General features: G+C 66.6%; 31 protein-coding genes. 8 read left to right on the forward strand and 23 right to left on the reverse strand.

All coding sequences use genetic code 11. The features are described 5' to 3' along the window. Positions 1-86: 86 nt before the first annotated feature. The 9 genes from rseP to sufA form a co-directional block, all read right to left on the reverse strand. Positions 87-1,226, reverse strand: a complete 1,140-nt coding sequence (gene rseP / locus C7I84_RS12515) for an RIP metalloprotease RseP (protein WP_106772519.1) — start codon at positions 1,224-1,226, stop codon at positions 87-89. Between the two features lie 109 nt (positions 1,227-1,335). Next, positions 1,336-2,166, reverse strand: coding sequence for a phosphatidate cytidylyltransferase (locus C7I84_RS12520; protein ID WP_106772520.1), 831 nt, complete (start codon positions 2,164-2,166; stop codon positions 1,336-1,338). Between the two features lie 7 nt (positions 2,167-2,173). Continuing rightward, entirely contained in the window at positions 2,174-2,902 is a 729-nt protein-coding gene (locus C7I84_RS12525; RefSeq protein ID WP_106772521.1) for an isoprenyl transferase, read from the reverse strand. 33 nt (positions 2,903-2,935) lie between these two features. Further along, the gene (gene frr / locus C7I84_RS12530; RefSeq protein ID WP_106772522.1) at positions 2,936-3,496 is read right to left on the reverse strand and encodes a ribosome recycling factor; all 561 of its coding nucleotides are present in this window, start codon (positions 3,494-3,496) and stop codon (positions 2,936-2,938) included. Between the two features lie 42 nt (positions 3,497-3,538). Then, the gene (gene pyrH / locus C7I84_RS12535; protein WP_106772523.1) at positions 3,539-4,258 is read right to left on the reverse strand and encodes a UMP kinase; all 720 of its coding nucleotides are present in this window, start codon (positions 4,256-4,258) and stop codon (positions 3,539-3,541) included. 183 nt (positions 4,259-4,441) lie between these two features. Further along, positions 4,442-5,074 (reverse strand): LysE family translocator, encoded by a 633-nt coding sequence (locus C7I84_RS12540; protein WP_106772524.1) that lies wholly within the window; start codon positions 5,072-5,074, stop codon positions 4,442-4,444. Between the two features lie 185 nt (positions 5,075-5,259). Continuing rightward, positions 5,260-6,183 carry a translation elongation factor Ts gene (gene tsf, locus C7I84_RS12545; RefSeq protein ID WP_106772561.1) on the reverse strand — a complete coding sequence of 308 codons (924 nt, stop codon included), beginning with the start codon at positions 6,181-6,183 and terminating at the stop codon, positions 5,260-5,262. Positions 6,184-6,305: 122 nt separating this feature from the next. Then, the gene (rpsB, locus tag C7I84_RS12550) at positions 6,306-7,088 is read right to left on the reverse strand and encodes a 30S ribosomal protein S2 (RefSeq protein ID WP_106772525.1); all 783 of its coding nucleotides are present in this window, start codon (positions 7,086-7,088) and stop codon (positions 6,306-6,308) included. 425 nt (positions 7,089-7,513) lie between these two features. Beyond that, positions 7,514-7,894: a Fe-S cluster assembly scaffold SufA gene (gene sufA / locus C7I84_RS12555; RefSeq protein ID WP_106772526.1), complete on the reverse strand. Its 381-nt coding sequence runs from the start codon at positions 7,892-7,894 to the stop codon at positions 7,514-7,516. Positions 7,895-8,041: 147 nt separating this feature from the next. Between sufA and C7I84_RS12560 the strand changes: the two genes are divergently transcribed. Both C7I84_RS12560 and C7I84_RS12565 read left to right on the forward strand, forming a co-directional pair. Continuing rightward, positions 8,042-8,290, forward strand: coding sequence for a type II toxin-antitoxin system RelE family toxin (locus C7I84_RS12560; protein WP_106772527.1), 249 nt, complete (start codon positions 8,042-8,044; stop codon positions 8,288-8,290). A 9-nt stretch (positions 8,291-8,299) separates the two neighbouring features. After that, the gene (locus C7I84_RS12565; protein WP_106772528.1) at positions 8,300-8,665 is read left to right on the forward strand and encodes a helix-turn-helix domain-containing protein; all 366 of its coding nucleotides are present in this window, start codon (positions 8,300-8,302) and stop codon (positions 8,663-8,665) included. Positions 8,666-8,714: 49 nt separating this feature from the next. Here the strand turns inward: C7I84_RS12565 and C7I84_RS12570 are convergent, their stop codons facing one another. The 8 genes from C7I84_RS12570 to C7I84_RS12605 form a co-directional block, all read right to left on the reverse strand. Then, complete coding sequence (locus C7I84_RS12570; RefSeq protein ID WP_106772529.1) at positions 8,715-9,179, reverse strand: DMP19 family protein; 465 nt, start codon at positions 9,177-9,179, stop codon at positions 8,715-8,717. A gap of 29 nt (positions 9,180-9,208) precedes the next feature. Beyond that, positions 9,209-9,595, reverse strand: coding sequence for an SUF system Fe-S cluster assembly protein (locus tag C7I84_RS12575; RefSeq protein WP_106772562.1), 387 nt, complete (start codon positions 9,593-9,595; stop codon positions 9,209-9,211). Positions 9,596-9,600: 5 nt separating this feature from the next. Next, the gene (locus C7I84_RS12580) at positions 9,601-10,842 is read right to left on the reverse strand and encodes a cysteine desulfurase (RefSeq protein ID WP_106772530.1); all 1,242 of its coding nucleotides are present in this window, start codon (positions 10,840-10,842) and stop codon (positions 9,601-9,603) included. A gap of 65 nt (positions 10,843-10,907) precedes the next feature. Continuing rightward, on the reverse strand, positions 10,908-11,297 hold the full coding sequence (locus C7I84_RS12585) for a VOC family protein (protein ID WP_106772531.1): 390 nt from the start codon (positions 11,295-11,297) through the stop codon (positions 10,908-10,910). Then, the gene (gene sufD, locus C7I84_RS12590; RefSeq protein WP_106772563.1) at positions 11,290-12,558 is read right to left on the reverse strand and encodes a Fe-S cluster assembly protein SufD; all 1,269 of its coding nucleotides are present in this window, start codon (positions 12,556-12,558) and stop codon (positions 11,290-11,292) included. Before sufD ends, C7I84_RS12585 begins: the two co-directional genes overlap by 8 nt. A gap of 9 nt (positions 12,559-12,567) precedes the next feature. Beyond that, positions 12,568-13,323, reverse strand: coding sequence for a Fe-S cluster assembly ATPase SufC (gene sufC / locus C7I84_RS12595; protein ID WP_106772532.1), 756 nt, complete (start codon positions 13,321-13,323; stop codon positions 12,568-12,570). Positions 13,324-13,500: 177 nt separating this feature from the next. Next, positions 13,501-15,018: a Fe-S cluster assembly protein SufB gene (sufB, locus tag C7I84_RS12600; protein ID WP_106772564.1), complete on the reverse strand. Its 1,518-nt coding sequence runs from the start codon at positions 15,016-15,018 to the stop codon at positions 13,501-13,503. 141 nt (positions 15,019-15,159) lie between these two features. After that, the gene (locus tag C7I84_RS12605; RefSeq protein ID WP_106772565.1) at positions 15,160-16,320 is read right to left on the reverse strand and encodes a cysteine desulfurase family protein; all 1,161 of its coding nucleotides are present in this window, start codon (positions 16,318-16,320) and stop codon (positions 15,160-15,162) included. Positions 16,321-16,528: 208 nt separating this feature from the next. On the opposite strand from C7I84_RS12605, the gene C7I84_RS12610 reads away from it, so the two are divergent. Both C7I84_RS12610 and C7I84_RS12615 read left to right on the forward strand, forming a co-directional pair. Further along, a complete protein-coding gene (locus C7I84_RS12610; RefSeq protein ID WP_106772533.1) occupies positions 16,529-17,203 on the forward strand; it encodes an alpha/beta hydrolase in 675 nt (224 codons plus the stop codon). Positions 17,204-17,243: 40 nt separating this feature from the next. After that, entirely contained in the window at positions 17,244-17,627 is a 384-nt protein-coding gene (locus C7I84_RS12615) for a RidA family protein (protein ID WP_106772566.1), read from the forward strand. A gap of 7 nt (positions 17,628-17,634) precedes the next feature. Here C7I84_RS12615 and C7I84_RS12620 read toward each other — a convergent pair whose 3' ends face one another. Next, positions 17,635-17,859 carry a hypothetical protein gene (locus tag C7I84_RS12620; RefSeq protein ID WP_106772534.1) on the reverse strand — a complete coding sequence of 75 codons (225 nt, stop codon included), beginning with the start codon at positions 17,857-17,859 and terminating at the stop codon, positions 17,635-17,637. Positions 17,860-18,007: 148 nt separating this feature from the next. Here C7I84_RS12620 and C7I84_RS12625 point away from each other — a divergent pair, with 148 nt between their 5' ends. Continuing rightward, entirely contained in the window at positions 18,008-18,811 is an 804-nt protein-coding gene (locus C7I84_RS12625) for a creatininase family protein (RefSeq protein ID WP_106772535.1), read from the forward strand. 45 nt (positions 18,812-18,856) lie between these two features. Here the strand turns inward: C7I84_RS12625 and C7I84_RS12630 are convergent, their stop codons facing one another. Both C7I84_RS12630 and cobD read right to left on the reverse strand, forming a co-directional pair. Beyond that, positions 18,857-19,366 (reverse strand): tyrosine phosphatase family protein, encoded by a 510-nt coding sequence (locus C7I84_RS12630; RefSeq protein ID WP_106772536.1) that lies wholly within the window; start codon positions 19,364-19,366, stop codon positions 18,857-18,859. Next, on the reverse strand, positions 19,363-20,418 hold the full coding sequence (gene cobD / locus C7I84_RS12635; RefSeq protein WP_106772537.1) for a threonine-phosphate decarboxylase CobD: 1,056 nt from the start codon (positions 20,416-20,418) through the stop codon (positions 19,363-19,365). The genes C7I84_RS12630 and cobD overlap by 4 nt, the downstream gene beginning before the upstream one ends. Here cobD and cbiB point away from each other — a divergent pair. From cbiB to C7I84_RS12650, 3 genes are all read left to right on the forward strand, one after another. Further along, a complete protein-coding gene (gene cbiB / locus C7I84_RS12640) occupies positions 20,417-21,385 on the forward strand; it encodes an adenosylcobinamide-phosphate synthase CbiB (RefSeq protein ID WP_106772538.1) in 969 nt (322 codons plus the stop codon). The genes cobD and cbiB overlap by 2 nt on opposite strands. A gap of 69 nt (positions 21,386-21,454) precedes the next feature. Beyond that, positions 21,455-21,958: a class I SAM-dependent methyltransferase gene (locus C7I84_RS12645; RefSeq protein ID WP_165816058.1), complete on the forward strand. Its 504-nt coding sequence runs from the start codon at positions 21,455-21,457 to the stop codon at positions 21,956-21,958. Positions 21,959-22,201: 243 nt separating this feature from the next. Next, positions 22,202-22,735, forward strand: coding sequence for a BA14K family protein (locus C7I84_RS12650; protein ID WP_106772540.1), 534 nt, complete (start codon positions 22,202-22,204; stop codon positions 22,733-22,735). A 162-nt stretch (positions 22,736-22,897) separates the two neighbouring features. Here the strand turns inward: C7I84_RS12650 and glpK are convergent, their stop codons facing one another. The 3 genes from glpK to C7I84_RS12665 form a co-directional block, all read right to left on the reverse strand. Further along, positions 22,898-24,391, reverse strand: a complete 1,494-nt coding sequence (gene glpK, locus C7I84_RS12655) for a glycerol kinase GlpK (RefSeq protein ID WP_106772541.1) — start codon at positions 24,389-24,391, stop codon at positions 22,898-22,900. Positions 24,392-24,463: 72 nt separating this feature from the next. After that, positions 24,464-24,913, reverse strand: coding sequence for a hypothetical protein (locus C7I84_RS12660; protein ID WP_133170090.1), 450 nt, complete (start codon positions 24,911-24,913; stop codon positions 24,464-24,466). A 90-nt stretch (positions 24,914-25,003) separates the two neighbouring features. After that, on the reverse strand, positions 25,004-25,872 hold an 869-nt coding region (locus C7I84_RS12665), incomplete at its 5' end, for a type 2 periplasmic-binding domain-containing protein (protein WP_133170091.1).

Consider the following 25,872-nt stretch of genomic DNA (forward strand, 5'->3'; position numbering starts at 1 on the left):
GCCGTGACATTGGCGTCACGCCAATCGGCGCTCATGGTAAACGAGACCGTAACATCGCGTTTCTCGCATTGATTTCCCCCACGGAATCAGCATCCGAACAGATCATTCCAGAACACGAAGGCCATAAAGGCCAGGACCAGGAACATTCCGGTCCTGTAGACCGCCTCCATCATGCGCTCGGGCACGGGACGGCGGAACACGGCCTCGTAGCCGTAGAAGACGAGATGACCGCCGTCCAGCGGCGGAATCGGCAGCAGGTTCAGGATGCCGATGCCGACCGACAGCATGGCGACGAGTTGGACCAGCCACTCGAAGCCGGCCTTCGCCGCCTTGCCGGCCATGTCGGCGATGCGGACCGGGCCGCCGAGCTGGCATTTGTCCTCACGCCCGACGACAAACCGTTTCAAAAATTGACCGGTGGCGGCGATGATATGGCCGGTCTGGCTCACCGCCGCGCCGATGGCCTCGACCGGGCCGTAGTCGATATGCCTGGGCTGGCCGAGCTGCTCGTCGTTGACCACGCCGATCACGCCGACCTTCATGACATTGCCCAGCGCGTCCTGCTGCTCGACGATCTGCGGCGTCGCCGTGAGGGTCACGTCCTTGCCGTCGCGCAGCATGACGAAGGTGAGCGTATCGCCCGCCCGTCCGGAGACGATCCGCCGGACATCGTCGAAGGTCTCGATCTGCCGGCCGTTGATCGACACGAACCGGTCGCCGGGCTGGAAGCCGGCGCTCGCGGCCGGGCTGCCGGGGTTGACCTGGGCGACCATGGGCTCGCGCACGTCGCGCCCGTAGGCGGCGAACATGACCGCGAAGACGGCGATGGTGAGCAGGAAGTTGAAGGCGGGGCCGGCAAAGACGGTCGCCGCGCGCTTCCACACCGGCTGGGTGTGGAAGGCGATTCGCCGCTCCTCCGGCGACAGGTTTTTCTCCCCCTCGGCGTCCGGCGAACTGGTGACGCTCATGTCGCCGACGAATTTGACGTAGCCGCCGAGCGGGATCGCCGAGAGCTTCCAGCGCGTGCCGCGCCGGTCGTTGAAGCCGAACAGTTCCGGGCCGAAGCCGATGGAGAAGGCCTGCACGCCGATGCCGCACCAGCGGCCGACGAGGTAATGGCCCATCTCGTGGACGAACACGACCACCGTCAGCACGAACAGGAAGGGCACGATGGTGCCGAGGAGAATCCCCTCGAAGCCGAAGATGGACGAGAAGAACGCGCTCAAGTCATGCCCTCGTTGGCGGACCGGTCCCGCCGCTCCGACGCCCTTCTACGGCGGGATGGCGGCAAATCAAAGACTGTGCGGCGCCTCGCCGCAGCTAATCCAGTATGCCTCATCCGGGAAACAGCCCTTGTGCCGGCCGGTCGGCGCCGCCCAGCAGCCAGCCGATCAGGTAAAGCGCGAAGGCCGCGGCGACGAGGCCGTCGACTCGGTCCATGACGCCGCCGTGCCCCGGGATGATCCAGCCCGAATCCTTCACCCCGTGCCGGCGCTTGACCCAGGATTCGAACAGGTCGCCCGCCTGCGAGACGATCGACAGCAGTGCGGCGACAAGCACCAGCAGCCATGGCGAGGCGACGCCCACTGCCAGGCAGACGATCAGCCCGGTCACGATGCCGGCGACGAGGCCGCCGAGCGCGCCGCTGCGCGTCTTCCCTGGCGAAATGGACGGGGCGAGTTTCGGGCCGCCGACGGCCCGGCCGACGAAATAGGCGAAGACGTCCGTCGACCAGACGACGGCGAACAGGAAGAGAATCGCGAGCAGACCGGCCATATCGCCGCCGCGCAGCAGGGCGAGCGACAGGCCGGAGAGGCAGGCATAGGCGAAGCCGGCGCTCTCCCATTGATCGCCGACGCGCATCGCCGACAGGACCGCCAGCAGGACGCCCAGCGCCGCGACGAAGCCGATCAGCAGGAGGCCCGGCAGAGCGGCGACCAGAGCGACCGCAAAAGCCAGGACGCAGGCTTCCGGCAGGAAGCCGAGCCCGCCGATGCGCCAGCCCGCAGCCGTCGCGGGCCGCGCCATGCGCGACCACTCGTAGAAGACGGCGAGCGTGATGAAGGCCGACAGCAGGCGGAAGGGCAGCCCGCCCCACCAGGTGACGGCGAGCACGACGGCGGCGAGCACGATCGCCGAGATCACCCTGAGCTGCAGGTTGCTCATCCCGCGGTCACGCGCTGCTGGAGACGGGATCGCGCTCGACGAGCCCGCCGAAGCGGCGCTCGCGCGTGCCGAACTGGCGAAGCGTGTCCTTGAACAGCTCGGGCGTGAAATCCGGCCAGTAGCACGGCAGGAAGGCCAGCTCGCTGTAGGCGGCCTGCCAGAGGAGGAAGTTCGAAAGCCGCATCTCGCCGCTGGTGCGGATCACCAGGTCCGGATCGGGTATGCCGCTGGTGTCGAGCGCCGCCGACACCGTCTGCAGCGTCACGGCCGAGGCGCTCAGCCTGCCATCGGCCACGTCGGCCGCGATCCTGCGCACGGCCCGCACGATCTCGTCGCGGCTGCCGTAGTTGAAGGCGATCACCAGGTTGAGCGCCCGGTTGGCGATCGTCAGCGTCTCGGCTTCCTCCAGCAGCATGCGGATGTCCGCCTGGAGGTCGTCGCGCTGGCCGATCACCCGCACCCGCACGCCGGCGCGGTGCAGTTCGGCGAGGTCGCGGCGGATGAACAGCTTGAGAAGGCCGAGCAGGTCGCTCACCTCCGATTGCGGGCGCGACCAGTTCTCCGACGAGAAGGCGTAGACTGTGAGCCAGCCTATGCCGAGGTCCGAGGCGGTGCGCACCGCCTGCCGCAGCGCCTCGACGCCCGCGCGATGCCCGGCAAGTCTCGGCAGGCCCCTCGCCTTCGCCCAGCGGCCGTTGCCGTCCATGATGATCGCGACATGCGCGGGCGTAGTCATATCGTCTTTAGGCCCGTTCCCCCGAGAAGCGCCTCAAACGTGCATGATCTCGGCTTCCTTGCCGGCGAGCAGGCTGTCGATCGTCGAGATGGTGTCGTCGGTCATCTTCTGGACGCGCTCCGACTGCTTGCGGTGATCGTCCTCGCTGATGTCGCCGTCCTTCTCCGCCTTTTTCAGGTGGTCCATGCCGTCGCGGCGCACGTGCCGGGCCGCGACCCTGGCGTTCTCCGCATATTCATGGGCCTTCTTGACCAGTTCCTTGCGGCGCTGCTCGTTGAGCTCCGGCAGCGGGATGCGCAGCGTGGTGCCGTCCATGATCGGGTTGAAGCCGAGATTGGATTCGCGGATGGCGCGGTCGACGGCGCCGACCATCTGCTTGTCCCAGACGGACACAGAGATCATGCGCGGCTCGGGCACCGAGACCGTCGCCACCTGGGCGATCGGCATGGTCGTGCCGTAGGCCGACACGGTGATCGGATCGAGCAGGTTGGCCGAGGCACGGCCGGTGCGCAGCGACGCGAGGTCGGATTTGAAAGCGGCCACCGCGCCGTCCATGCGCCGTTGGATGTCGTTGAAATTCGCCCCGTTGGTCATCGTCTCACTCCTTGATCCACTGTCGATCTTGCGGCCGGCACCTCAATCGGCGACGACGGTACAGTGACCCCCGCCAGTCAGAATCTCGCCGAACCCGCCTTTTTCGTGGATCGAATACACAATTATCGGGATGTTGTTTTCGCGCGCAAGCGCAATTGCCGCCGTGTCCATGATGGCGAGGTTGTTCTTGATCACCTCGGCATGGCTGATGCGGTCGTAGCGGACGGCGGTCGGATCCTTCTTCGGGTCGGCGGAGTAGACGCCGTCCACCTGGGTGCCCTTGAACAGCGCGTCGGCGCCGATCTCGGCGGCGCGCAGCGCCGCGGCCGAATCGGTGGTGAAGAAAGGATTGCCGGTGCCGCCGGCGAAGATCACGACCTTGCCGGCGTTCATGTAGGCGGTCGCTTGCCGCTGCGAGAAGCTCTCGCACAGTTCCGGCATGGCGATGGCCGACAGCACGACCGCGTCGACGCCGATCTTGACCAGCGAGGTGCGCAGCGCCAGCGAGTTGATGACGGTGGCCAGCATGCCCATGTGGTCGCCGGTGACGCGGTCGCCGCCCTTGGACGCCACCGCGACGCCGCGAAAGATGTTGCCGCCGCCGATCACCACGCCGACCTCGACGCCGAGTGCGCGCGCCTCGGCGATGTCGGAGGCGATGCGGTCGACGACGGAGACGTCGATGCCGAAATGCTGCTCGCCCATCAGCGCCTCGCCCGAAGCCTTCAGCACGACGCGTCGATAAAGGGGCTTGGCCATCAAATCCTCAAAATGTCTCGCAAATCCGGCCGCCGCGCCGGGACCGTCCAACCGACCCCGTCCGCCGCCAGGACCGAAGGGTGCGTGCGGCTTCCGGATACACGAAGGGAGTCGCGATGTCACTGTGGCCCGCGCGTCGGGCATCGACGCATTTAACAGGGCGTTGCATCCGCCCGCCTCGCGCGATCAGTTCCTCTGCAGCGCCAGATGCACGCCCAAGCCGACCAGCAGACCGCCGCCGGCCCACTGCACCATGCGCTGGACGCGTCCCGAACGCTTCAGCCGGTTCACCAGCGCGCCGGCCAGGAAGACGCAGACGACGTCGGCCGAGGAGAACATCAGGTTCACGATCGTGCCCAGGATGACGAACTGCATCCAGATCGGCAGGCCGGCGGAGGGGTCGATGAACTGCGGCAGGAAGGCGACGAAGAAGATCGCGGTCTTCGGGTTGAGGACCTCGACCAGGACGCTTTCGAGCAAGGCCCGGCGGCCGGAGGCCGGCCGCAGCGCGGGCACGTCGACGTCGCCCTGCACCTTGCGGCGCAACTGGCTGATGCCGAGCCACACCAGATAGGCGGCGCCGGCGATCTTGACGGCGGTGTAGAGCAGCGGAACGGCATGGAAGAGCACCGACAGCCCGGCCGCCGCGGCGAAGACATGCGCATAGCAGCCGAGATGGATGCCGAGCGTCGCCATCAGGCCGGCCACGCGCCCGCCCGCCATCGTGCGCGCGGCGGCATAAAGCATCGCCGGCCCGGGGATGTAGGCGAAGATGGCCGTGGTGACGAAGAAGGCGAGCAGGAGCTCGTATGAAGGCATCTTGGCATCCTCCGCCCCCGGAAGGCGCCGGGCTCGCGCCTGGCTCCGCCGTCACGGGCGGGCCGGGCTGTTCCGATACAGGAGCGCCGCGCCGATGTCACGGTGTGGCGCGGCGCCGAAGACGAAAGAGGGGCCGCAGCGCGAAGCGTGCGGCCCCTCCGGAACGGCTCCGGTGGTTCCGGACGTTACTTCTTGACGGCCGCCGCGACTTCCGCCGCGAAGTCCGACTTTTCCTTCTCGATGCCCTCGCCGAGCGCGAAGCGCACGAAGCCGCTGATCCTGGCCGGCGCGCCGATCTCCTTCTCGGCCTCCTTCAGCGCCTTCTCGACGGTGAGGTCGGGATTGATCACGAAGGCCTGCTTCAGCAGCACGACTTCCTCGTAGAACTTGCGGATGCGGCCCTCGATCATCTTCTCGATGACGTTCTCCGGCTTGCCGGATTCGCGCGCCTGCTCGGTGAAGATCGCCTTCTCGCGCGCCACCACGGCCGGATCGATCTCCTCGGCGGTGAGCGCCAGCGGGTTGGTCGCGGCGACGTGCATCGCCACCTGGCGGCCGAACGCCTTGGCGGCTTCGGCATCGCCGGCCGTCTCGATCGCCACCAGCACGCCGAGCTTGCCCAGGCCGTCGGCCACGGCGTTGTGCACGTAGGTCGCGACCGAGCCGTGCGGCACCGACAGCTTTGCGGCTCGGCGGAAGCTCATGTTCTCGCCGATCGTGCCGACCGCGTCCTTGATGGTCTCGGCGACCGACTTGTCGGAGCCGGGATATTTCGCGTTGGCGACGGCGTCGGTGTCCGGGCCGAACGCCAGCGCGACCTTGGCGACGTTGGTGACGATCTCCTGGAAGGCGACGTTGCGGGCGACGAAGTCGGTCTCCGAGTTGACCTCGACCACGACCGCCTCGCGCAGGCCCGAATCGATGCCGATCAGGCCCTCGGCGGCGGTGCGGCCGGCCTTCTTGTCGGCCTTGGAGATGCCCTTGGCGCGCAGCCAGTCGACGGCGGCCTGCATGTCGCCATTGGTCTCGGCGAGCGCCGCCTTGCAGTCCATCATGCCCGCGCCGGTGATCTCGCGGAGTTCCTTAACCTGTGCAGCAGAAATGCTCATCTTTGCCTCTTCGTTCAAAATGCGCTGGCGCACCATCGAAGTATCGACGATGCGCCTGACGCCGGCACGACAAGCGTGCCCAGTTTGTGGCGGGCGGGCTCCGCGGAGCCCGTGGAGAGGCCTCAGGCCTGGGCCGACCCCTCGGAGGGCGTTTCCTCCAGGGTCGGCTCGACCGGAGCCTCTTCCGCAGCGCCGATGTCGACGCCGAACGCGCCCTGCTGGCGGGCGATGCCGTCAATCGCAGCCTTGGCGATCAGGTCGCAGTAGAGCTGGATGGCGCGCGCCGCGTCGTCATTACCCGGGATCGGGAAGTCGACCTTGTCCGGATCGCAGTTGGAATCGATGATCGCCACGACCGGGATGCCGAGGCGCTTGGCCTCGAGGATGGCGATCGCCTCCTTGTTGGTGTCGATCACGAACATCAGATCGGGCGTCGAGCCCATGTCCTTGATGCCGCCCAGCGCCTTGTCGAGCTTCTCGCGCTCGCGCTGCAGGTTAAGCAGCTCCTTCTTGGTGAAGCCGCTGCCCTCGCCGGCGAGCAGTTCGTCGAGCTTGCGCAGGCGCGAGATCGAGTTGGAGATCGTCTTCCAGTTGGTCAGCATGCCGCCGAGCCAGCGGGAGTTGACGTAATACTGGGCCGAGCGCTGCGCGGCGTCGGCAACGATGTCGGAGGCCTGGCGCTTGGTGCCGACGAACAGCACGCGGCCGCCGCGCGACACGACGTCGGACACCTGCTTCAGCGCCTGGTCGAGCAGCGGCACCGTCTGCGACAGGTCGATGATGTGGATGTTGTTACGGGCGCCGAAGATGTAGGGCGCCATCTTCGGGTTCCAGCGGTGGGTCTGGTGGCCGAAGTGAACACCAGCTTCGAGAAGCTGGCGCATGCTGAAATCAGGCAGAGCCATTCAAAGGTCCTTTCCGGTTGGCCTCCACGGACAAAGGCGATTGGAACGATTTCCGCTCGCCACCGGAGGTCTCCGCCGGATTTCTCCCGGACAGACACCAAAGTCCGTGTGTGGAATGGCGCGGCATATAGAGGGGGAATGCCGGAAATGCAAGCCGTTGCGGCGTATTGCGTAAATTGCCGCAGGAAACGCCGGGCTCCTCCCGGGACCGTTTGCTTTATCTCCTCGCGCCGATCCCGCATCCCAGTCCACCGCCGCCTCCTTCCGATACAGGCGGCGCAATGATCGCTCCGTCCGAAGGAGCGGGGATAGATTTCAGGAAAATAATCCTGACAGATGCTGACGATGGAATGCCCGAGGTACGGTTTTTCCACTGCCGCCGCGGCAGGACTCGGCCACGGAACCGAGTAAGCTGCGTCTGGATTTCAGGCCGACGCCCGCGCCTCGGCCAGCGCCTTGAGGTCGGCGGGCTTCAGCTCGACCGACTCGCCGCAGCCGCAAGCCGAACTCTGGTTCGGGTTGCGGAAGGTGAATCCGGTCCTGAGCGTCGTCGTCTCGAAATCCATCTCGGTGCCGAGCAGGAACAGTGCCGCCTCCGGCGCGACATAGACATGGGCGCCGTCGCGCTCGACATGGTCGTCGCCCGGTTTCGGCTCGGTCACCAGATCGATCGTATATTCCATGCCGGCGCAGCCGCCCTTCTTGATGCCGAGGCGGATGCCCGTGGCGCTGTCGCGCGTGTCGACGATCTCGCGCACGCGGTGTGCTGCCTGGTCGGTCAGGGATATGACGGCGAAACGTCCCATTCGGCATTCTCCATCTCGCGCGGGTTAAAGGCCCGCGGAAACTGTCTGTCCTTAAGATGGTGAAGATTCGGCCCCGGCGCAAGTTCCCCACGGTTTGCAGCGTTTTGGTCCAATTGCGAAACATCGCGAATTGCGATAAATACAGCCATGAAGGCCGTGGTGATCCTGCCTCCGGCGGCGAAGGCGCTGCGTAAGCACCGAACCGAAGCGGCGCGCCTGCTTGCCAAGATCGAGGCCTATGCGGTCGATCCCGCTGGGCAGGCCAACAATGTGAAGGCGCTTGCCGGATCGACGGCCCTGCGCCTGCGGATCGGCGACTATCGCATCGTCTTCGAGGAAACCGCCACGGAGATCATCGTGACCAAGATCGGACCGCGAGGCTCCGTCTATGAGTGAGCAGGATCGATGAACAAGATCGTCTACTTCACATCACCCGGCGGCGACGAAATGGCAATCCTGCCGCGTGCGGAGCTGGAATCACTGCGCGATGCGGCGGACCATGCCAAGGCGCTCGCCGACTATCGCCGCGGCAAGGTGCCCGGCCTCACGCCGGGACAGGCCCTGGCTTTCGCCGAAGCACCATCCCCCCTCGCCTTCTGGCGGAAGTTTCGCGGTCTCACCCAGGCGCAGCTCGCAGCCGAGATCGGCATCGCGCAGAACTACCTTTCCGACCTGGAGAACGGGAAACGCACGGGCGACATCGCTTTGTGGATGCGGCTCGCCAAGGCGCTGGAAATGCCGGTGGAGGAACTCGTCGAGCCGGAGGACTGATGGCGGTCGGTCCGTCCTCGTCCGGCCAAAACCTGTTTGCAAGATGAAGCTATTGCAGGCGGCCTTTCATCGCGGCGGTAGCGTATAAATCCAAAACAGCATAAATCTCTTTCCTATCAAGCGCATAATACGCCCCATCCAGTTCGTCGAAATTCATCGTCTTCCGATGGCCCACATCGCCAACCCAGCCAATGCGATCCCCTCGATCCTCAGGGAAGGATTGCCCAAACCGATCGCGGGCTGCCCGTGCTATTTCCGCGCACTGCGGCAGTCCCATAGCCTCAAACCCACGGATCGCGCCGTTTATCGTGATCCCATACGAGTTGAAGAAGTACTGATGGAAGCCCCCGTTCCGAACCTGCCAGTCCAGCAACTCCACGCAGATGACATTTGCGATCGCAGCAGGAAGTGCCGCTATCTCCGCGTGATACCTGGACGGCTCATCCAGGGCGTCGATGATATCATCGCCCCATCTCACAACGACCGCAGCCGATGGAGGCGTTTCGTCCGACATTGCCCCTCCGATGTCAGCCTACAACGGGCCTAATACCACCCCACCGCCACCTGCGCCTCTTCCGACATGCGGTCGGGGGTCCATGGCGGGTCGAACACCATGTTGACGTCGACGCCGGAGACGCCTTCGACGGTGCTGACGGCGTCCTGCACCCAGCCCGGCATCTCGCCCGCCACCGGGCAGCCGGGCGCGGTCAACGTCATGTCGATCTTGACCGAGCGGTCGTCCTCGATGTCGATCTTGTAGACCAGGCCGAGCTCGTAGATGTCGGCCGGGATTTCGGGGTCGTAGACCGTCTTCAGCGCCGAGACGATGTCGTCGGTGATGCGCGCCAGCTCGTCGGCGGGAATGACCGAGGTCGACGCCGGAGCGTCGGCGCCGGGTTCGGCAGGGGTCGGGGCGGCAGAATCTTCCATGGTCATCACCCGAAGAATTTTCGCGCTTTTTCCAGCGCCTCGGCCAGAATATCCACCTCCCGGCGGGTATTGTACATGCCGAACGATGCCCTGCATGTGGAGGTGACGCCAAAGCGTTTCAACAGCGGCTGGGCGCAATGGGTGCCGGCGCGCACCGCCACGCCCTGCCGGTCGATGACCATCGACACGTCATGGGCGTGGATGCCCTGCAATTCGAAGGAGACGATGGCGCCCTTGTTTGGCGCGTCGCCGAAGATGCGCAGCGAGTTGATGGCGCGCAGCCGTTCATGGGCATAGGCCTTGAGATCGGCCTCATGCGCGGCGATGCGGTCGCGGCCGACCGAATCCATGTAGTCGAGCGCAGCCCCCAGCCCGATCGCCTGGACGATCGGCGGCGTGCCGGCCTCGAAGCGGTGCGGCGGGTCGTTGTAGGTGACGGTGTCCTCGGTAACGTCGAAAATCATCTCGCCGCCGCCCTGGAAGGGGCGCATCGCCTCCAGCATGTGCTTCTTGCCGTAGAGCACGCCGATGCCGGAGGGGCCGTAGACCTTGTGGCCGGTGAAGACATAAAAATCGCAGTCGATATCGCGCACGTCGACCGGCAGGTGCACGGCCGCCTGGCTGCCGTCGACCAGCACCGGGATGCCGCGCGCGTGGGCGATCCTGACGATCTCCTTGATCGGCGTGATCGTGCCCAGCGCATTCGACATGTGGGTGATGGCGACCAGCTTCGTCCGCTCGGTCAGCGACTTCTCGAAATCCTCCAGATGCAGCTCGCCGAGGTCGTCGACGGGCACCCAGACGAGCTTCGCGCCCTGCCGCTCCCGGATGAAATGCCAGGGCACGATGTTGGAGTGATGCTCCATGATCGACAGGACGATCTCGTCGCCGGCGCCGATGTTGGGCATGCCGAAACCGTAGGCGACGGTGTTGATGGCCGCCGTCGTGTTGGAGGTGAAGACGATTTCTTCGACGCTGCCGGCGTTGAGGAAACGGCGGACGCTTTCGCGGGCCTTCTCATAGGCGTCGGTGGCGGCGTTGGACAGAAAATGCAGGCCGCGATGGACGTTGGCGTATTCGCTCGCATAGGCGTGCTGGATGGTGTCGAGCACCACCTTCGGCTTCTGCGCCGAGGCGCCGTTGTCGAGATAGACCAGCGGCTTGCCGTAGACTTCCCGGGCAAGAATCGGGAAGTCGCGGCGGATCGCCTCGACGTCGTAGGGTGCTGAAGTCACTTTCTGGTCCATACGCATTCTGCCCAATGCCGGCCCGCCCGCGCGGCAAACTGCCGGTCAAATCGATGCCGCGACGGTCACCCGTCGTAGCTGATGAACTCCATCAGCGACCCGTCGGGATCGCCGAAATAGACGCTGGTCCCGTCGCCTGACGCGCCGAAGCGCGGAACCGGGCCGAGCTCGATCGCGACGCCCTGCTCGTTCAGGTGGACGACGGCATCGGCGATCGGCCCGTGCCAGCGGAAGCAGAGGTCGCTGTTTCCCGGCTGGACCGGCAGTCTTGCCACCGGGTCGGCGGTGACGCCCTTGCCATGGCAGTTGAGCTGGCGGTCGCCCAGCCGGAACATGTAGCCGCCCTGGCGCGGGATCGCCTCGGCGCCGATGACATCGACATAGAATTTTCGCGCCCGCTCCCAGTCGGAGACGTGGATGACGCAATGGTCGAGTGATGTCGGCAGGCTAGCCATGCTCGGCGAACCAGGTGTCCAGCTTCGCTTCCAGCGCGTCGACCAGCGCCTCGTTGTCCAGTTCCTCGATGACCGAGGCGACGAAGGCCTTCACCAGCAGGCCGCGCGCGGTCTTCTCGTCGATGCCGCGCGCCATCAGGTAGAACAGGTGGCTGCGGTCGATCTCGGTGACGGTGGCGCCGTGGCCGCACTGCACGTCGTCGGCAAATATCTCCAGCTCCGGTTTTGTCGAGAATTCCGCGTCGTCGGAAAGCAGCAGCGTGTTGCAGGCCATTTTTGCATCGGTCTTCTGCGCAAGCTGGTGCACGTTGATGCGGCCCTGGAAGACGCCGCGCGCCTTGCCTGTGACGACGTTGCGCACCAGCTCGCGCGAGCCGGTGTTGGCGGCGGCGTGGTCGAGCACCATTGTGACGTCGGTGTGGCCGTCGCCGGCGAGCAGGTTGACGCCGCGCAGCTGAAAGTCGGCGCCCGCACCGGCCACCTTCACCCGGATCTCCTGGCGCACCAGCTTTCCGCCGGCATTCATGACGAACAGCGTCAGCCTGCTGTCCTTGCCGAGCTCGGCGTTGAATTGCGCCAGATGGGTCGCCGTCTCCGGCTGCTCCTGCACGATCAGCCAGACGACGTCGGCGCCGTCGCCGACCGAGAGATTGCTGACGGAGGACGCGAGCGCGGCGCCGCTGCCGGCCTGGCGCTCGACGATGGTCGCCCTGGCGCCGGCGCCGACGCGCACCGGCAGGCGCACATGCGTCTGGCCGCCGGCCTGCAGGTTCTGCAGCTCGATCGGCGCCTCGATCTTCGCACCGGGCGCGATGTCGACGAACCAGCCGTCGCTGACGAAGGCCGTGTTGAGGAAGCCGATGGCGTCGTCCGCGTCCAGCGGGTCGAGCGCCTGGGCAAAGCTGCCGTCGGTCAGCTTGTCCGAAAGGTTCTGGAAGGTCACGCCGTCCAGAGCCGGCGCCTTGCCGCGCACGACGCCGTTGAGCAGGCTGAGAACCTCCGAACCCTCGATCACCGGCACCAGCGGCTTGGGATTGGCGGTGGGGTCGTGGTCGGGCACCGAGGTCAGCAGCCGGCGCAGGTCGGTATAGTGCCAGGCCTCGACCCGGCGGGTCGGCAGGCCGTCCTTGATCGCCTCGATGGCGTCGTCGCGCTTGACCATGACCGCGCCGTCGCCGGGGAGTTCCGACAGGCGCGCGGCGAACGCCTCGACGAGTGCCGTCTCGGCCTGGGTGCGCTGCGGTGTTGCATGCATGTTCATGATCGACACCTATGCCGCCTCTTCGATGATCCCGGCATAACCGTTGGCCTCCAGCTCATGCGCCAGCGTCTTGTCGCCCGACTTGATCACCTGGCCGCGGTAGAGGACGTGCACGGTGTCCGGCACGATGTGCTCGAGCAGCCGCTGGTAGTGGGTGATGACCAGGAAGGCGCGGTCGGGAGCGCGCAGCGCGTTGACGCCATCGGCGACGATCTTCAGCGCGTCGATGTCGAGGCCGGAATCGGTCTCGTCGAGCACGCACAGACTGGGCGCCAAAAGCTTCATCTGCAGAATCTCGGCGCGCTTCTTCTCGCCGCCGGAGAAGCCGACATTGAGCGGCCGCTTCAGCATGGCGATGTCCATCTCCAGCGAGGCCGCCGCTTCCTTCACGCGCTTCAGGAAGTCCGGCACCTTCAGCGGCTCCTCGCCGCGCGCCTTGCGCTGGGCGTTGAGCGCCACTTTCAGGAACTCCATGGTGGCGACGCCCGGGATCTCCATCGGGTACTGGAAGGCGAGGAAGATGCCTGCGGCGGCGCGCTCGGCCGGGTCCATCTCGAGCACCGAGTGGCCGTTGTAGAGGATGTCGCCCTCGGTGACCTCGTAGTCGTCGCGGCCGGCGAGCACATAGGACAGCGTCGATTTGCCCGACCCGTTCGGCCCCATGATCGCGGCGACCTCGCCGGCTTTCACCGTGAGATTGAGGCCGCGGATGATCTCCGTGCCGGTCGAGGCGATGCGGGCGTGAAGGTTTCTGATCTCAAGCATTGGTCTTGTCTTTCGCTATCCATTTCCGTCATTCCGGGGCCGCGGAGCAGAACCCGGAATCCAGCGCGCCGTGCCAAGTCCAGTTATCTGCAACCCGAATGCGCATCTTGTCCTCGACTTTCACGCTCGGGATTCCGGGTTCCGCTTCGCGGCCCGGAATGACGAGCTTGGCACCAATCACCCCACGCTCCCCTCAAGGCTGATGCCGATCAGCTTCTGCGCTTCGACGGCGAACTCCATCGGCAGTTCCTGGATGACGTCCTTGACGAAGCCGTTGACGATCAGCGCCACCGCCTCCTCCTCGGGGATGCCGCGCTGCATCACGTAGAACTTCTGGTCCTCGGAGATCTTCGAGGTGGTCGCCTCGTGCTCCAGCTTAGCGGAGGAATTCTTCGCCTCGATGTAGGGCACGGTGTGCGCGCCGCAGCGGTCGCCGATCAAGAGCGAGTCGCAATTGGTGAAGTTGCGCGCATTCTCCGCCTTGCGGTGCACGTTGACCTGGCCGCGATAGGTGTTTTGGGAAAAGCCGGCGGCGATGCCCTTGGAGATGATGCGGCTCTTGGTGTTCTTGCCGAGATGCAGCATCTTGGTGCCGCTGTCGACCTGCTGGTAGCCGTTCGACACGGCGATCGAATAGAAATTGCCCTGGGAATCGTCGCCGCGCAGGATGCAGCTTGGATATTTCCAGGTGATCGCAGAGCCGGTCTCGACCTGCGTCCACGAGATCTTCGAGCGGTCGCCGCGGCAGTCGCCGCGCTTGGTGACGAAGTTGTAGATGCCGCCCTTGCCCTGGGCGTCGCCGGGATACCAGTTCTGCACCGTCGAATATTTGATCTCGGCGTCGTCCAGCGCGATCAGCTCGACCACTGCGGCATGCAGCTGGTTCTCGTCGCGCTGCGGCGCCGTGCAGCCTTCGAGATAGGAGACGTAGGCCCCCTCCTCGGCGATGATCAGGGTGCGCTCGAACTGGCCGGTGTTCTTCTCGTTGATGCGGAAATAGGTGGAGAGCTCCATCGGGCAGCGCACGCCCTTCGGCACGAAGACGAAGGAGCCGTCGGTGAACACCGCCGAATTCAGCGTCGCGTAGAAATTGTCGGTGACCGGCACGACCGAGCCGAGATATTTCTTCACCAGCTCCGGATGCTCGCGGATCGCCTCCGAGATCGAGCAGAAGATGACGCCGGCCTTGGCCAGCTCCTCCTTGAAGGTGGTGACGACCGAGATCGAATCGAACACGGCGTCGACAGCGACGCGGCCCGACTTGTAGACATTGTCGCCGGCCTCGACGTCCTCGCCATTCGGCTCCTTGCGGACGCCGGCGAGAATCTCCTGCTCCTTCAGCGGAATGCCGAGCTTCTCGTAGACCTTGAGGATCTCCGGGTCGACCTCGTCCAGCGACTTCGGGCCGGACTGGCTCTTCGGCGCGGCATAATAATAAAGGTCCTGGAAATCGATCCTGGGATAGTCGACGCGTGCCCAGGTCGGCTCCTCCAGCGTCAGCCAGCGCCGATAGGCGCCGAGGCGCCATTCGAGCATCCAGTCCGGTTCGTCCTTCTTGGCCGAAATGAAGCGGATGATGTCTTCCGACAGGCCCTTGGGGGCCTTGTCCACCTCGATGATCGATTCGAATCCGTATTTGTACTGATCGACGTCGATCTTGCGGACCCGCTCGATCGTCTCCTGCACAGCAGGCATCGCGTTCTCCATCCATGCCGGGTTAAAGGCCCGACCGTTTTCAAACTATGGCACCGCCAGGCGGCGTAGCCCTCATATAGTGTGTCCGGCGCGACATTCACGGGCCAAGGCCATCGTGTCGCAAGTCCAGGACGTGCGCGCTCAGGCGGCGCGCGAGGCGGCGCTGCGGCGCGCCGCGACCACCAGCGCCTTGTCGAAGCGCTCGATCTCGGCCATGCCGGTCGCCTCGCCGATGGAGACGCGCAGCCCGCCTTCCGGCCGCCCGATCCCCATGGCCTTCAGCACATGGCTCGGCCCGACCTTGCCCGACGAGCAGGCGGAGCCGGCCGAAACCGCGATCCCGGCGAGGTCGAATGCAATCTGCGCCGTCTCGGCCTTGACGCCCGGTATGGCGAAAAACACCGTGTTGGCAAGCCGCTCGGCCGCCCGTCCGAAGATTTCAGCGTCCGGCACGTTTGCGAGGATCGCCGCCTCGATCCGCTCGCGCTTCGCCAGCACGGCGTCGATGCGGTCGAGCCCGGAAAAGGCCTCGCGCGCCGCCGCGCCGAAACCGGCGATCGCCGCTATATTCTCGGTGCCGGCGCGAAAGCCCTTTTCCTGGCCGCCGCCGCTCACCAGCGGAACCGGCATCATCAGGTCGGAAACGCCGACGAAGGCTCCCGCCCCTTTCGGGCCGCCGATCTTGTGCGCGGATAGGATGAGGAAGTCGCCGCAACTGTTCGTGATATCGAGCTGAATACGCCCCGCCGCCTGCACGGCATCGACGACGAGAACGCCGCCAGCGGCCTTGACGATCCGTGCGGCCTCGGCAATCGGCTGGATGACGCCGGTCTCGTTGTTGGCCGCGTGCACAGCCACCAGCGGAAATCCCTCCTGGCGGTCATGCGCGGCAAGCGCGGCCGCCAGTCCGGCCAGGTCGAGCATGCCGTTGCCGCCGACGCCGATCCGGCTGACGCGCTCCGCCGGAAAGCGGCCGCCGGAGAGGATGCAGGGGTGATCGGCGGCGCAGACATAAAGGTGCGATGCCCGCAGCGGGCTGCGTCCCATGCGCCAGTCCGGCGTGAGCAGCGTCGATGCCGCCTCGGTGGCGCCGGAGGTGAAGACGACGTGCTCGGCCTTCGCTCCCACAAGCGTGGCGACGTCGGCGCGAGCCGCCTCGACCAGCCGCCGCGCGGCGCGGCCCTCGGCATGCACCGACGAGGCGTTGCCGGCGCCGTCGAGCGCGGCAAGCATGGCCGCCCGCGCCGCGGCAAGCAGCGGCGCGCTGGCATTGTAGTCGAGATAGGCTCGCGGCTCGGCCATCGTCACCCGGCTTGGATCAGGCAAATCGGATCGCGTCGCAATTTCCTTGAACTTGCGCCGCAAGACATCCTATCTACCCGACAAATTGCCCGTCTGTCAGTTTTGAACGGTTCTAAACTAGCTTTTAGGTAGACGCGCCCCCCGCGTCAAGGCCGAAGCCCCGGTTGTCGCCGGCGGCCGACGGCAAAGTCGGAATGTGGAGTAAGGAATGCCCGAAGTCATTTTCGCCGGTCCCGCGGGCCGCCTGGAAGGCCGCTATCAGCCCTCGACCGAGAAGAGCGCGCCGATCGCGATCATCCTGCATCCGCATCCGCAATTCGGCGGCACGATGAACAACAAGATCGTCTACGATCTGTTCTACATCTTCCAGAAGCGCAATTTCACGACGCTGCGATTCAATTTCCGCGGCATCGGCCGCAGCCAGGGCGAATTCGACCACGGCATGGGCGAGCTGTCCGACGCAGCCGCGGCGCTCGACTGGATCCAGTCGCTGCATCCGGATTCCAAGAGCTGCTGGGTGGCCGGCTATTCCTTCGGCGCCTGGATCGGCATGCAGCTGCTGATGCGGCGTCCCGAGATCGAGGGTTTCATCTCGGTCGCACCGCAGCCGAACACCTACGACTTCTCCTTCCTGGCGCCCTGCCCGTCGTCCGGGCTGATCATCCACGGCGATTCCGACAAGGTCGCGCCGTCCAAGGATGTGCAGACGCTGGTCGACAAGCTGCACACGCAGAAGGGCATCACCATCACGCAGAAGACGCTGCCGGGCGCCAACCACTTCTTCTCCAACGATCCGCAGCTGCTGATCGACGAATGCGCAGACTATCTCGACAAGCGGCTCGCCGGGCAGCTCGCCGATCCCAAGCCGAAGCGGCTGCGCTAGGCACTGCAACGATCGGGTCGCCGGGACTATGGAGGTCGGCATGCTGAAGCACCTTCTCCCCAGGAGCATCCGGCCGCCTTTCGCCCGCTACAGCCATGGCGTCGAGGTGCCGGCCGGAAAGCGGCTGGTGCTGTGCTCGGGCCAGCTCGGCATCGGCGCCGACGATGTGGTGCCGGAGGATGCCGGCGCGCAGGCCGAGCTCTGCTTTTCCAACATCGCCGCCATCCTGGCGGAAGCCGGAATGGGTTTGGGAAACATCGTGCGCATCAACGCCTACGTGACGGACCGCGCCCACATGCGGCCCTATATGGACGTCCGCGACCGGCTGTTCGCCGAGCCGGCGCCGGCCTCGACCCTGATGATCGTGGCGGGCTTCACCCGGCCGGAGTTCAAGGTCGAGGTGGAGGTGACTGCCGCCGGCTGACAAGCGGCTACAGCAGCCCGCCCAACAGCAGGATCGCGCCGGCGGCGATCATCAGCACGCCGGGCCAGTTGGGCTTGAGGCCCAGAAAGCCGACGCCGCGGCGCGCCGGCTCCAGCGTGGTCCCGGTCGGCGTCGGATGCGGATCGCTCATGCGCCCGCGCCGCGTCGCGGCCCACGCCATGTAGACGACGCCGGCGACGACCAGCAGCGCTCCCAGCCAGACAGCAGTCATCTCAGCCTCCCGTGACGTTGCCGTTCCCTCCCCAAGATAGGGCGCCGTCGCCGGCGGGAAACGCCAGGGATCGCCGCACCCTTACAAAAGCCGCCGGCTTGGCCTATGACCTCGCCTGAGCGACACCGGCATTTCGACGAGGTTGGCCGTGACGACAGCAAGCAGACGCGTCTGGTGGGGCGACTACCGCACGACCGAATACGCCTCGATCGATCCCGAGGCGACGATAGCGGTGCTTCCGGTGGCAGCGATCGAACAGCACGGGCCGCATCTGCCGGTGTCGACCGACACCACCATCATGGAGGGCATGCTGGAGACGCTGATTGCCCGGTTGCCCGAGGATCTCGACATCCGCATCCTGCCCGTCCAGCCGGTCGGCAAGTCGAACGAGCATCTGTACGCGCCGGGCACGCTCACCCTGCCGGCCCCGGTGCTGATTGAGGCCTGGACCGAACTCGGCGCCTCCATCGCGCGGGCCGGCGTCAAAAAGCTGGTGGTCGTCAATTCGCATGGCGGCAACGAGGAGGTGATGGGCATCGTCACCCGCGAGCTGCGCGTGCGCTTCGACATGCTGGCGGTGAAGACGAGCTGGCAGCGCTTCGGCCGGCCGGCCGGCATGTATACCGAGCTGGAGGATCGCCACGGCATCCATGGCGGCGACGTCGAGACCTCGCTGATGCTGCATTTCCGGCCGGACCTCGTCGACATGGGCAAGGCCGAAAACTTCGTCTCCAGCGTCGCCCGCGCCGAGGGCGAGTTCGCCCTGCTGCGCCAGACCGGCACGCATGCCTTCGCCTGGATCGCCACGGATCTGAACCCGCATGGCGTGGTCGGCGACGCCTCAATCGCCACGGCCGAGAAGGGCCGGCTGACCGCCGAGCACCAGGCCGACGGATTCGTGCGGCTTCTGCGCGACGTGCGCACCGCTTCGCTCGCGACCTGCATCTCCTGATCCGCAACCGCCGGGCGCAACCACCGCCATATCGGCGGCCGGCGCTCACGCGTCGATGTCAAGGCGGAACGGCACGCCCTCGAACGCCTCGGCGCCGCGGCCGATCGAGCGGATCGCCTCGACCATGCGGTTGTCGCGACCGAGCATCCGGTCGGCCAGCGCGATCAGCCGCGGATTGGGCGTGGCAGACGGCGACAGCTTCCGCAGCGTCGTGGCAAGCTCGGCCTCGTCGCGGTGCGGCGCCAGCGCGGCGGCGATGATATAGGCGCTGGCGGTCGAGCGGCTGATGCCGGCGTAGCAATGCACGACCAGCGGCTTGCTGCGGTCCCAGCCGCGGGCGAAGTCGAGCACGGCCTGCACATGACTTTCGCCGGGCGGCGTAAGCCCCTCCTGCGCCTCGGCAATGTCGTGGAAGGACAGATGCAGGTGGCGCTCGGCGGCGATCGACGCTGGCCGCGTCACGCCGGTGCCTTCGGCCAGCAGCGACAGGAGCCAGCCTCCGCCGCAGGCCGAAACGGTCTCGTCGATGCGCGACAGCGGGCAGACATAGATCACGGCCGCAATTCCTTCATCCTTTTTGCACCCGCATCTTTCCACAAGGCGAGCGCCTGCTCCAGCCTCGCCCAGGCTGCCTCGCCGGCCGGCAGGCCGCAGCGCAGCGCGGCCGGGCTCCAGGAGAAATTGCGCAGCAGGATACCGTTCCCGCCGAGGACGGTGAAGAGGCCGCCGGCTTCCGGCAGATCGAGGAAGCGGTAGAGCGAGGTCCCGCCCTCTACGGCGATGCCGAAGCGGCCGAGCAGCGCGTCGAGCCGCACCGCTTCTGCCTGCAGCCGTGCCCGCATGGCGTGCTGCCAGTCGCGGTCGGCGAGGGCGCGGATGCCGATCTCCAGCGCCGGCCCGCTCACCGCCCACGGGCCCAGCGCGCTTTCAAGACGGTCCGCAAGCCTTTGCTCCGCCAGCGCAAAGCCGAGCCGGATGCCGGCAAGGCCGAAGAACTTGCCGAAGGATTTCAGCACGACCAGACCGGGCGAATCGACATCGCTGGCAAGGCTGTGCTCGGCGGGACCGACATCCATGAAGGCCTCGTCGACGACCAGCAATCCGCCGCGCCGCGCCAGAGCGGCGGCAAGATCGAGCAGGACGTCCCGCTGGACGATGCGTCCGTCGGGATTGTTGGGATTGACCACGACGGCAAGATCCGCCCCGGCGAGCGCTTCGATGTCGCGCACCTCTTCCACCGCGTGACCGGCGAGCGCGGCGGCGCGGGCGTGCTCGGCATAGGTCGGCCCGAGCACCCTCGCCCGGCCGGGCGGCACAAGTGCCGCCACCTGCGGCAGCAGGATCTGCGTGCCGGGCGCTGCAACGACATTCGCCGGGCCGGGCGCGCCATAGGCGGTGGCGGCGAGGCGCGCGAGCTCGGCGAGGCGGCCAGGCTCCGGCAGGCGGGTGAAGGCTGTGGCGGGCAGGTCGAAAAGCGGATAGGAGTGCGGGTTGATCCCGGTCGACAGGTCGACCCAGGGTTTTGGCGCGTGCGGAAACAGCGCGTGCGCCCGTCCCAGGCTGCCGCCGTGGTCGTCCACCCGTCCGATCCTTCCCGCAAGCGTCATGTCCGCCCTGCTCGCCTTCCTGTCGCTTCTGATGGAACTCGCCGTCGGTTACCCCGACCGCATCGTCCGTGCAATCGGCCATCCCGTCATCTGGATCGGCCAGCTCATTTCCCTGCTCGATCGCGGCCTGAACCGCCCCGCCCTTTCCGACACGGCGCGCCGCATTCTCGGCGGCGTGGCGCTGGCGCTTCTCGTCGGCATCCCAGCCGCGATTGCCTGTGCCGTCGAGGCGCTGCTGCTGGCGCTGCCGCTGGGCATCGTCGGCGTGGCCATCCTGGCAAGCACGCTGATCGCCCAACGCAGCCTGGCGAGCCATGTGAAGGCGGTGGCCGACGCGCTCGACCGCGACGGGCTGCCGGGCGGGAGGGCCGCCGTGTCGAAAATCGTCGGGCGCGATCCCGAGCGGCTGGACGAGGCCGGCGTCAGCCGCGCCGCGATCGAGAGCCTTGCCGAGAATTTCTCCGACGGCATTGTCGCACCTAGCTTCTGGCTGGGGGTCGGCGGGCTCGCCGGCGGCGCCGCCTACAAGGCCGCCAACACCGCCGATTCGATGATCGGCCACCGCACGCCGCGCTACCAGGCGTTCGGCTGGGCGGCGGCGCGCTTCGACGACCTGGTCAACCTGCCGGCCTCGCGCCTCACCGCGCTGCTCATCGTTGCCGCCGCCCTGCTGGTGCCCGGCGCCGATGCCGCGGCCGCTTGGCGGGCGCTGCGCCGCGACGCGAAAAAGCACCGCTCGCCCAATGCCGGCTGGCCGGAAGCGGCGATGGCCGGCGCGCTCGGCCTGGCGCTGGCCGGGCCGCGCGTCTATGGCGGGGTCGCCGTCCAGGACGCGGTCATGGGTGAGGGCGGCCGCCGCGAGGCGAAGGCAGACGACATCCGCCAGGCGCTGCGCCTGTACTGGGCGGCCGATTTGCTGCTGATCGCTTTGGCGGGCGCCTTGGCGGCGATGCTCCTGTTCAGATAGTTCACAAGCGCTTGATCGGGCATCGCCGCCATGCTGATGATCCCTGCTGATTTGCAGATGGAGGCAGCGATGCCGGAGCCGACGCGCCTCGAAAGACTGCTGTTCCGGCTGGAAGCCCAGCACCGCTGCCTCGGCTGGGCTTTTCGGGAGATCGGGAACCGTCCCGGCATCGTCTTCGAGATGGGGCTGGGGCACGGCCGCACCTACGACCATCTGCGCAGCTACCTGCCCGGCCGCGACATCTATGTCTTCGACCGCGAGGTCGACTGTTTTGCCGACTGCACGCCGCCTGCCGACCGGCTGTTGCTGGGCGATATCGGCGACCGTCTCGCCGCCGCCGCGGCGCGTTTCGCCGGTCAGGTGGTGCTGGCCCACAGCGACCTGGGCTCCTATGGCGAGGCCCACAACACCGCCATGAGCGCGCTGGTCAGCCGGCTGCTGCCGCCGGCGCTCGCCCCCGGCGCCATCGTGCTCTCCGACCTGCCGCTCGACCTCGCCGGCGCGCAATCGCTGCCGTTGCCGGCCGGCACGCGCGAGGACCGTTATTTCGTCTATCGGAACGGGGCCGCGTGAGCGCGGCGAACGCCCCTGCCTCCAGGCTCTCTTGCCGATTTGACGCGGACACGATCCTGCGCCACATACAAACCCGCGGTTGCACCGACGGGAATGGGATACTGCGGCGTGCAGCAATGGTGTAGATTGGCCGTTGCCGCCTTAGTTCGGCCTCAACGAAGAGTTTTGCCATGGCGGAACAAAGCGCCGGCCGTCCCGTTTTTCGGCCGAAAGGGACAGAAACGTCCTCATGAGGAGATCGTCATGAAGAAATTCCTATCCGGGCTCTGCGCCACCGCCCTCGCCTTGGCGGTGACGGTGACGGGCCTGCTTCCGGCCGGTGCCGCGCCGGCCTATGTGCCCAAGGCCGGGGCCGAGGTAAACGGCGACGTCGTCAAGGTGCAGGATGCCCGCAAATGGCGCCGCGACCGCAGGGAATTCCGGCGGGATCGTCGGGAATTCCGGCGCGATCGCCGGGAGTGGCGGCGTGACCGCCGCGAGGCCCGCCGCGATTTCCGCCGGGATCGTGGCGGCTATTATCGCGGCTATCGCGGCTACCGGGACTATCGCCCGGGCTATCGCCGCTATGGCGATTACTGGTATCCGGCCGCCGCTTTCGTTGCCGGCGCCCTTATCGGTGGCGCCATCGCCAACGCGCCTGCCCGCGAGGTCTATCGCGACGGTGGCGATGCCCACACCCAGTGGTGCTACAACCGCTACCGGTCGTACCGGGCCTACGACAACACGTTCCAGCCCTACAATGGCCCGCGCCAGCAGTGCTTCTCGCCCTATAGCTGAGCGACTGTTCCGCTGCGACGAAAAACCCGCGCTGACGACCGGCGCGGGTTTTTCTTTGCCGGAGCATCTCCGTTTTTGCTCGAAACGGCGGGACCTTTTCTCCCGGTTTCCGCAATTTTCGGAGGCAAAACCATACCGTTTTCGGCAAGGTCGCCCCGAAAATCAGCCGCGCGTCAGCGTCCTGCGCACGGCATCGCGCCAGCCCTTCAGCTTGGCGTGGCGGACGGCAGCCTCCATCGCCGGCTCGAAGCGGCGGTCGAGCGCCCAGGATTCCGCGAATTTTTCGGCCGCCGGCCACACCCCGGCCTTCGAGCCGGCGAGCCAGGCCGCGCCCAGCGCCGTGGTCTCCAGCACCGTGGGCCGGTCGACCGGCGCGTCGAGGATGTCGGCCAGGCGCTGCATGGTCCAGTCCGACGCGACCATGCCGCCGTCGACGCGCAGGACGGTCCTGCCGTTGCCGGCCTTCCAGTCCTTGCGCATGGCGTCGAGCAGGTCGCGGGTCTGGTAGGCGACCGATTCGAGCGCGGCCCGCGCGAACTCCGCCCGCCCCGAATTGCGCGTCAGGCCGAAGATGGCGCCGCGCGCCTCCGCGTCCCAGTGCGGCGCGCCGAGGCCGACGAAGGCCGGCACGAGATAGACCTGCTGGGCGGGGTCAGCCTCCGCCGCCAGATCGCCGCTGTGCTGCGACTTCTCGATGATCTTCAGGCTGTCGCGCAGCCACTGCACGGCCGCGCCGGCGATGAAGATCGAACCCTCCAGCGCATAGGTCGTCCGCCCGTCGAGGCGGTAGGCGATGGTGGTAAGCAGCCGGTTCTTCGAACGCACCATGTCGCTTCCCGTATTGAGCAGGGCGAAGCAGCCGGTGCCGTAGGTCGACTTCATCATGCCCGGCGCGAAACAGGCCTGGCCGATGGTGGCGGCCTGCTGGTCGCCGGCGACGCCGAGGATTCTGATCTCGGCGCCAAACAGTGATTTCTCAGTGATTCCAAAATCGTCGGCGCAATCGTTGACGTCCGGCAGCAGTGCGGCGGGGATGCCGAGCAGGTCGAGCAGTTCCGCGTCCCAGCGGTTCTCGGCGATGTTGTAAAGCAGCGTGCGCGAGGCGTTGGTGGCGTCTGTTGCATGCACCTTGCCGCCGGTCAGCCGCCAGACGAGGAAACTGTCGATGGTGCCGGCGAGCAGTTCGCCCTTCTCCGCCCGGCGGCGCGCGCCCTTCACGTGATCGAGCAGCCAGGCGATCTTGGTCCCGGAGAAATAGGGATCGAGCAGCAGCCCGGTCTTTTTCGAGAATTTCGGCTCAAGCCCTTCTCTCTTGAGTTTCGCACAGAGCTCGGCGGTGCGGCGGTCCTGCCAGACGATGGCGTTGTGGATCGGCTTGCCCGTCGCCCTGTCCCAGACGACGACGGTCTCGCGCTGGTTGGTGATGCCGATGGCGGCGACGTCCGCCGCCGTCAGTTTCGCCTTGCCCAGCGCTTCCTTCACCGTCGCCACGACGCTCGACCAGATTTCCTCGGGATCGTGCTCGACCCAGCCCGAGGCGGGATAATGCTGGGTGAACTCCTTCTGGCCGATGCCGACCGGCTTCATCGCTCCGCCGAAGACGATGGCGCGCGAGGAGGTGGTGCCCTGGTCGATGGCGAGGATGAAGCTGGACATCAAACACCTGTCGAGAGCGGCCGTGGCGAAGAGCGCCGCAGGCGAGGAAGCATTTTGGAGGAGGGAGAATGGCTATTTGAGACCGGCGCGCCGTTCCAGTTCGTCCAGCCGCGCGTTGATCTCGTCGATGTCCAGCTTCGCCTGGTGCCCGGACTGCAGGGCATTGAGAATGTCGTTGTACTGGCTCGTGAGTTCGATGCGCATTTTCCGGATATCGTCCGCATTCTTGTCCGCCGCCGCATCCGATTCATCGAGGCGCGCCAGGATCGCGTCGAACCGCCGGTCGATCGCCTCGAAGCGGCGGTCGACGTCAGCCCGCAATTCGCCTATCTCGCCGCGAATATCGCCGACGTCGCTCCGCAACTGGATCTGGTTGCGGGAGAACTTGACCATCTCGCCGGTCAGCTGGTCGACGCGCGTGGCCAATGTCTCAAGATGCATCACTGTCCGCCGCTGCCCATTGAGCAGCGCCTCGATCATCGCGTTGTACGCACCCTCGGGTGTCCGCTTTTCAGCCGGCATGTCGGCACCTCCGCCGGATACATTATGGGTGCAAACCCTTTTGGCAAGCAAGCGGGGGGCCCGAAGCCCCCCGCTTCCTCCAGCAAGCTGTTATTTCGACCAGCTCTTGACGAGTTCGTCATAGTTGACGGTAATCGGCTTTTCCTTCTCGTTGTCGATCTTGAGCTGGGGTGCGAGGTTGCCGGCCTTGACGGCTTCGGCGTTCCAGTAGGCGAGGTCGTGCTCGTCGGCGAGTTTCGGGCCGATGTCGCCGAGCACGCCGGCGCGCTCGAGGCGGCCGAGCACCTTCTCCTGCTCGGCGCACAGCGAATCCATCGCCTCCTGCGCGGTCTTGGCCCCCGACGAGGCGTCGCCGATCGCCTGCCACCAGAGCTGCGCCAGCTTCGGATAGTCCGGCACGTTGGTGCCGGTCGGCGACCATTGCAGCCGCGCCGGCGAGCGGTAGAACTCGATCAGCCCGCCGAGTTTCGGCGCCCGCTCGGTGAAGCTTGGGTGGTCGAGCGTCGACTGGCGGATGAAGGTCAGCCCGACATGGCTCTTCTTGACGTCGACCGTCTTGGAGGTGACGAACTGGGCGTAGAGCCAGGCCGCCTTGGCGCGGTCGTCCGGCGTCGACTTCAGCAGCGTCCACGAGCCGGCGTCCTGGTAGCCGAGCTTCATGCCGTCCTTCCAGTAGACGCCGTGCGGGCTCGGCGCCATGCGCCATTTCGGCGTGCCGTCGGCATTGACCACCGGCAGCCCCTCCTTGACGCTGTCGGCGGTGAAGGCGGTGTACCAGAAGATCTGCTGGGCGATCGCGCCCTGCGCCGGCACCGGGCCGCTCTCGCCAAAGGTCATGCCCTGCGCCTCCGGCGGCGCGTAGGCCTTCAGCCATTCCAGATATTTCTCGATCGAATAGACCGCCGCCGGGCCGTTGGTGTCGCCGCCGCGCGCCACGCAGGAGCCGACGGGCCGCGAGT

The organism is Kumtagia ephedrae (assembly GCF_003012745.1).
In the GTDB taxonomy this organism is placed as follows: Bacteria; Pseudomonadota; Alphaproteobacteria; order Rhizobiales; family Rhizobiaceae; genus Kumtagia; species Kumtagia ephedrae.

Bases quoted from the DNA above. Each gene is read 5' to 3' on its own strand.
- C7I84_RS12560 (WP_106772527.1), top strand. From the start codon at position 8,042: ATGAAGGCCGTGGTGATCCTGCCTCCGGCGGCGAAGGCGCTGCGTAAG.
- glpK (WP_106772541.1), bottom strand. From the start codon at position 24,391: ATGTCCAGCTTCATCCTCGCCATCGACCAGGGCACCACCTCCTCGCGC.
- cbiB (WP_106772538.1), top strand. From the start codon at position 20,417: ATGTCCGCCCTGCTCGCCTTCCTGTCGCTTCTGATGGAACTCGCCGTC.
- cobD (WP_106772537.1), bottom strand. From the start codon at position 20,418: ATGACGCTTGCGGGAAGGATCGGACGGGTGGACGACCACGGCGGCAGC.
- C7I84_RS12615 (WP_106772566.1), top strand. From the start codon at position 17,244: ATGCTGAAGCACCTTCTCCCCAGGAGCATCCGGCCGCCTTTCGCCCGC.
- C7I84_RS12585 (WP_106772531.1), bottom strand. From the start codon at position 11,297: ATGGCTAGCCTGCCGACATCACTCGACCATTGCGTCATCCACGTCTCC.
- C7I84_RS12645 (WP_165816058.1), top strand. From the start codon at position 21,455: ATGCCGGAGCCGACGCGCCTCGAAAGACTGCTGTTCCGGCTGGAAGCC.
- sufC (WP_106772532.1), bottom strand. From the start codon at position 13,323: ATGCTTGAGATCAGAAACCTTCACGCCCGCATCGCCTCGACCGGCACG.
- frr (WP_106772522.1), bottom strand. From the start codon at position 3,496: ATGACCAACGGGGCGAATTTCAACGACATCCAACGGCGCATGGACGGC.
- sufD (WP_106772563.1), bottom strand. From the start codon at position 12,558: ATGAACATGCATGCAACACCGCAGCGCACCCAGGCCGAGACGGCACTC.
- C7I84_RS12575 (WP_106772562.1), bottom strand. From the start codon at position 9,595: ATGGAAGATTCTGCCGCCCCGACCCCTGCCGAACCCGGCGCCGACGCT.
- C7I84_RS12525 (WP_106772521.1), bottom strand. From the start codon at position 2,902: ATGACTACGCCCGCGCATGTCGCGATCATCATGGACGGCAACGGCCGC.
- C7I84_RS12620 (WP_106772534.1), bottom strand. From the start codon at position 17,859: ATGACTGCTGTCTGGCTGGGAGCGCTGCTGGTCGTCGCCGGCGTCGTC.
- sufA (WP_106772526.1), bottom strand. From the start codon at position 7,894: ATGGGACGTTTCGCCGTCATATCCCTGACCGACCAGGCAGCACACCGC.
- sufB (WP_106772564.1), bottom strand. From the start codon at position 15,018: ATGCCTGCTGTGCAGGAGACGATCGAGCGGGTCCGCAAGATCGACGTC.
- C7I84_RS12540 (WP_106772524.1), bottom strand. From the start codon at position 5,074: ATGCCTTCATACGAGCTCCTGCTCGCCTTCTTCGTCACCACGGCCATC.
- C7I84_RS12610 (WP_106772533.1), top strand. From the start codon at position 16,529: ATGCCCGAAGTCATTTTCGCCGGTCCCGCGGGCCGCCTGGAAGGCCGC.
- C7I84_RS12660 (WP_133170090.1), bottom strand. From the start codon at position 24,913: ATGCCGGCTGAAAAGCGGACACCCGAGGGTGCGTACAACGCGATGATC.
- C7I84_RS12520 (WP_106772520.1), bottom strand. From the start codon at position 2,166: ATGAGCAACCTGCAGCTCAGGGTGATCTCGGCGATCGTGCTCGCCGCC.
- C7I84_RS12650 (WP_106772540.1), top strand. From the start codon at position 22,202: ATGAAGAAATTCCTATCCGGGCTCTGCGCCACCGCCCTCGCCTTGGCG.
- C7I84_RS12580 (WP_106772530.1), bottom strand. From the start codon at position 10,842: ATGGACCAGAAAGTGACTTCAGCACCCTACGACGTCGAGGCGATCCGC.
- C7I84_RS12565 (WP_106772528.1), top strand. From the start codon at position 8,300: ATGAACAAGATCGTCTACTTCACATCACCCGGCGGCGACGAAATGGCA.
- rpsB (WP_106772525.1), bottom strand. From the start codon at position 7,088: ATGGCTCTGCCTGATTTCAGCATGCGCCAGCTTCTCGAAGCTGGTGTT.
- tsf (WP_106772561.1), bottom strand. From the start codon at position 6,183: ATGAGCATTTCTGCTGCACAGGTTAAGGAACTCCGCGAGATCACCGGC.
- C7I84_RS12570 (WP_106772529.1), bottom strand. From the start codon at position 9,179: ATGTCGGACGAAACGCCTCCATCGGCTGCGGTCGTTGTGAGATGGGGC.
- C7I84_RS12605 (WP_106772565.1), bottom strand. From the start codon at position 16,320: ATGGCCGAGCCGCGAGCCTATCTCGACTACAATGCCAGCGCGCCGCTG.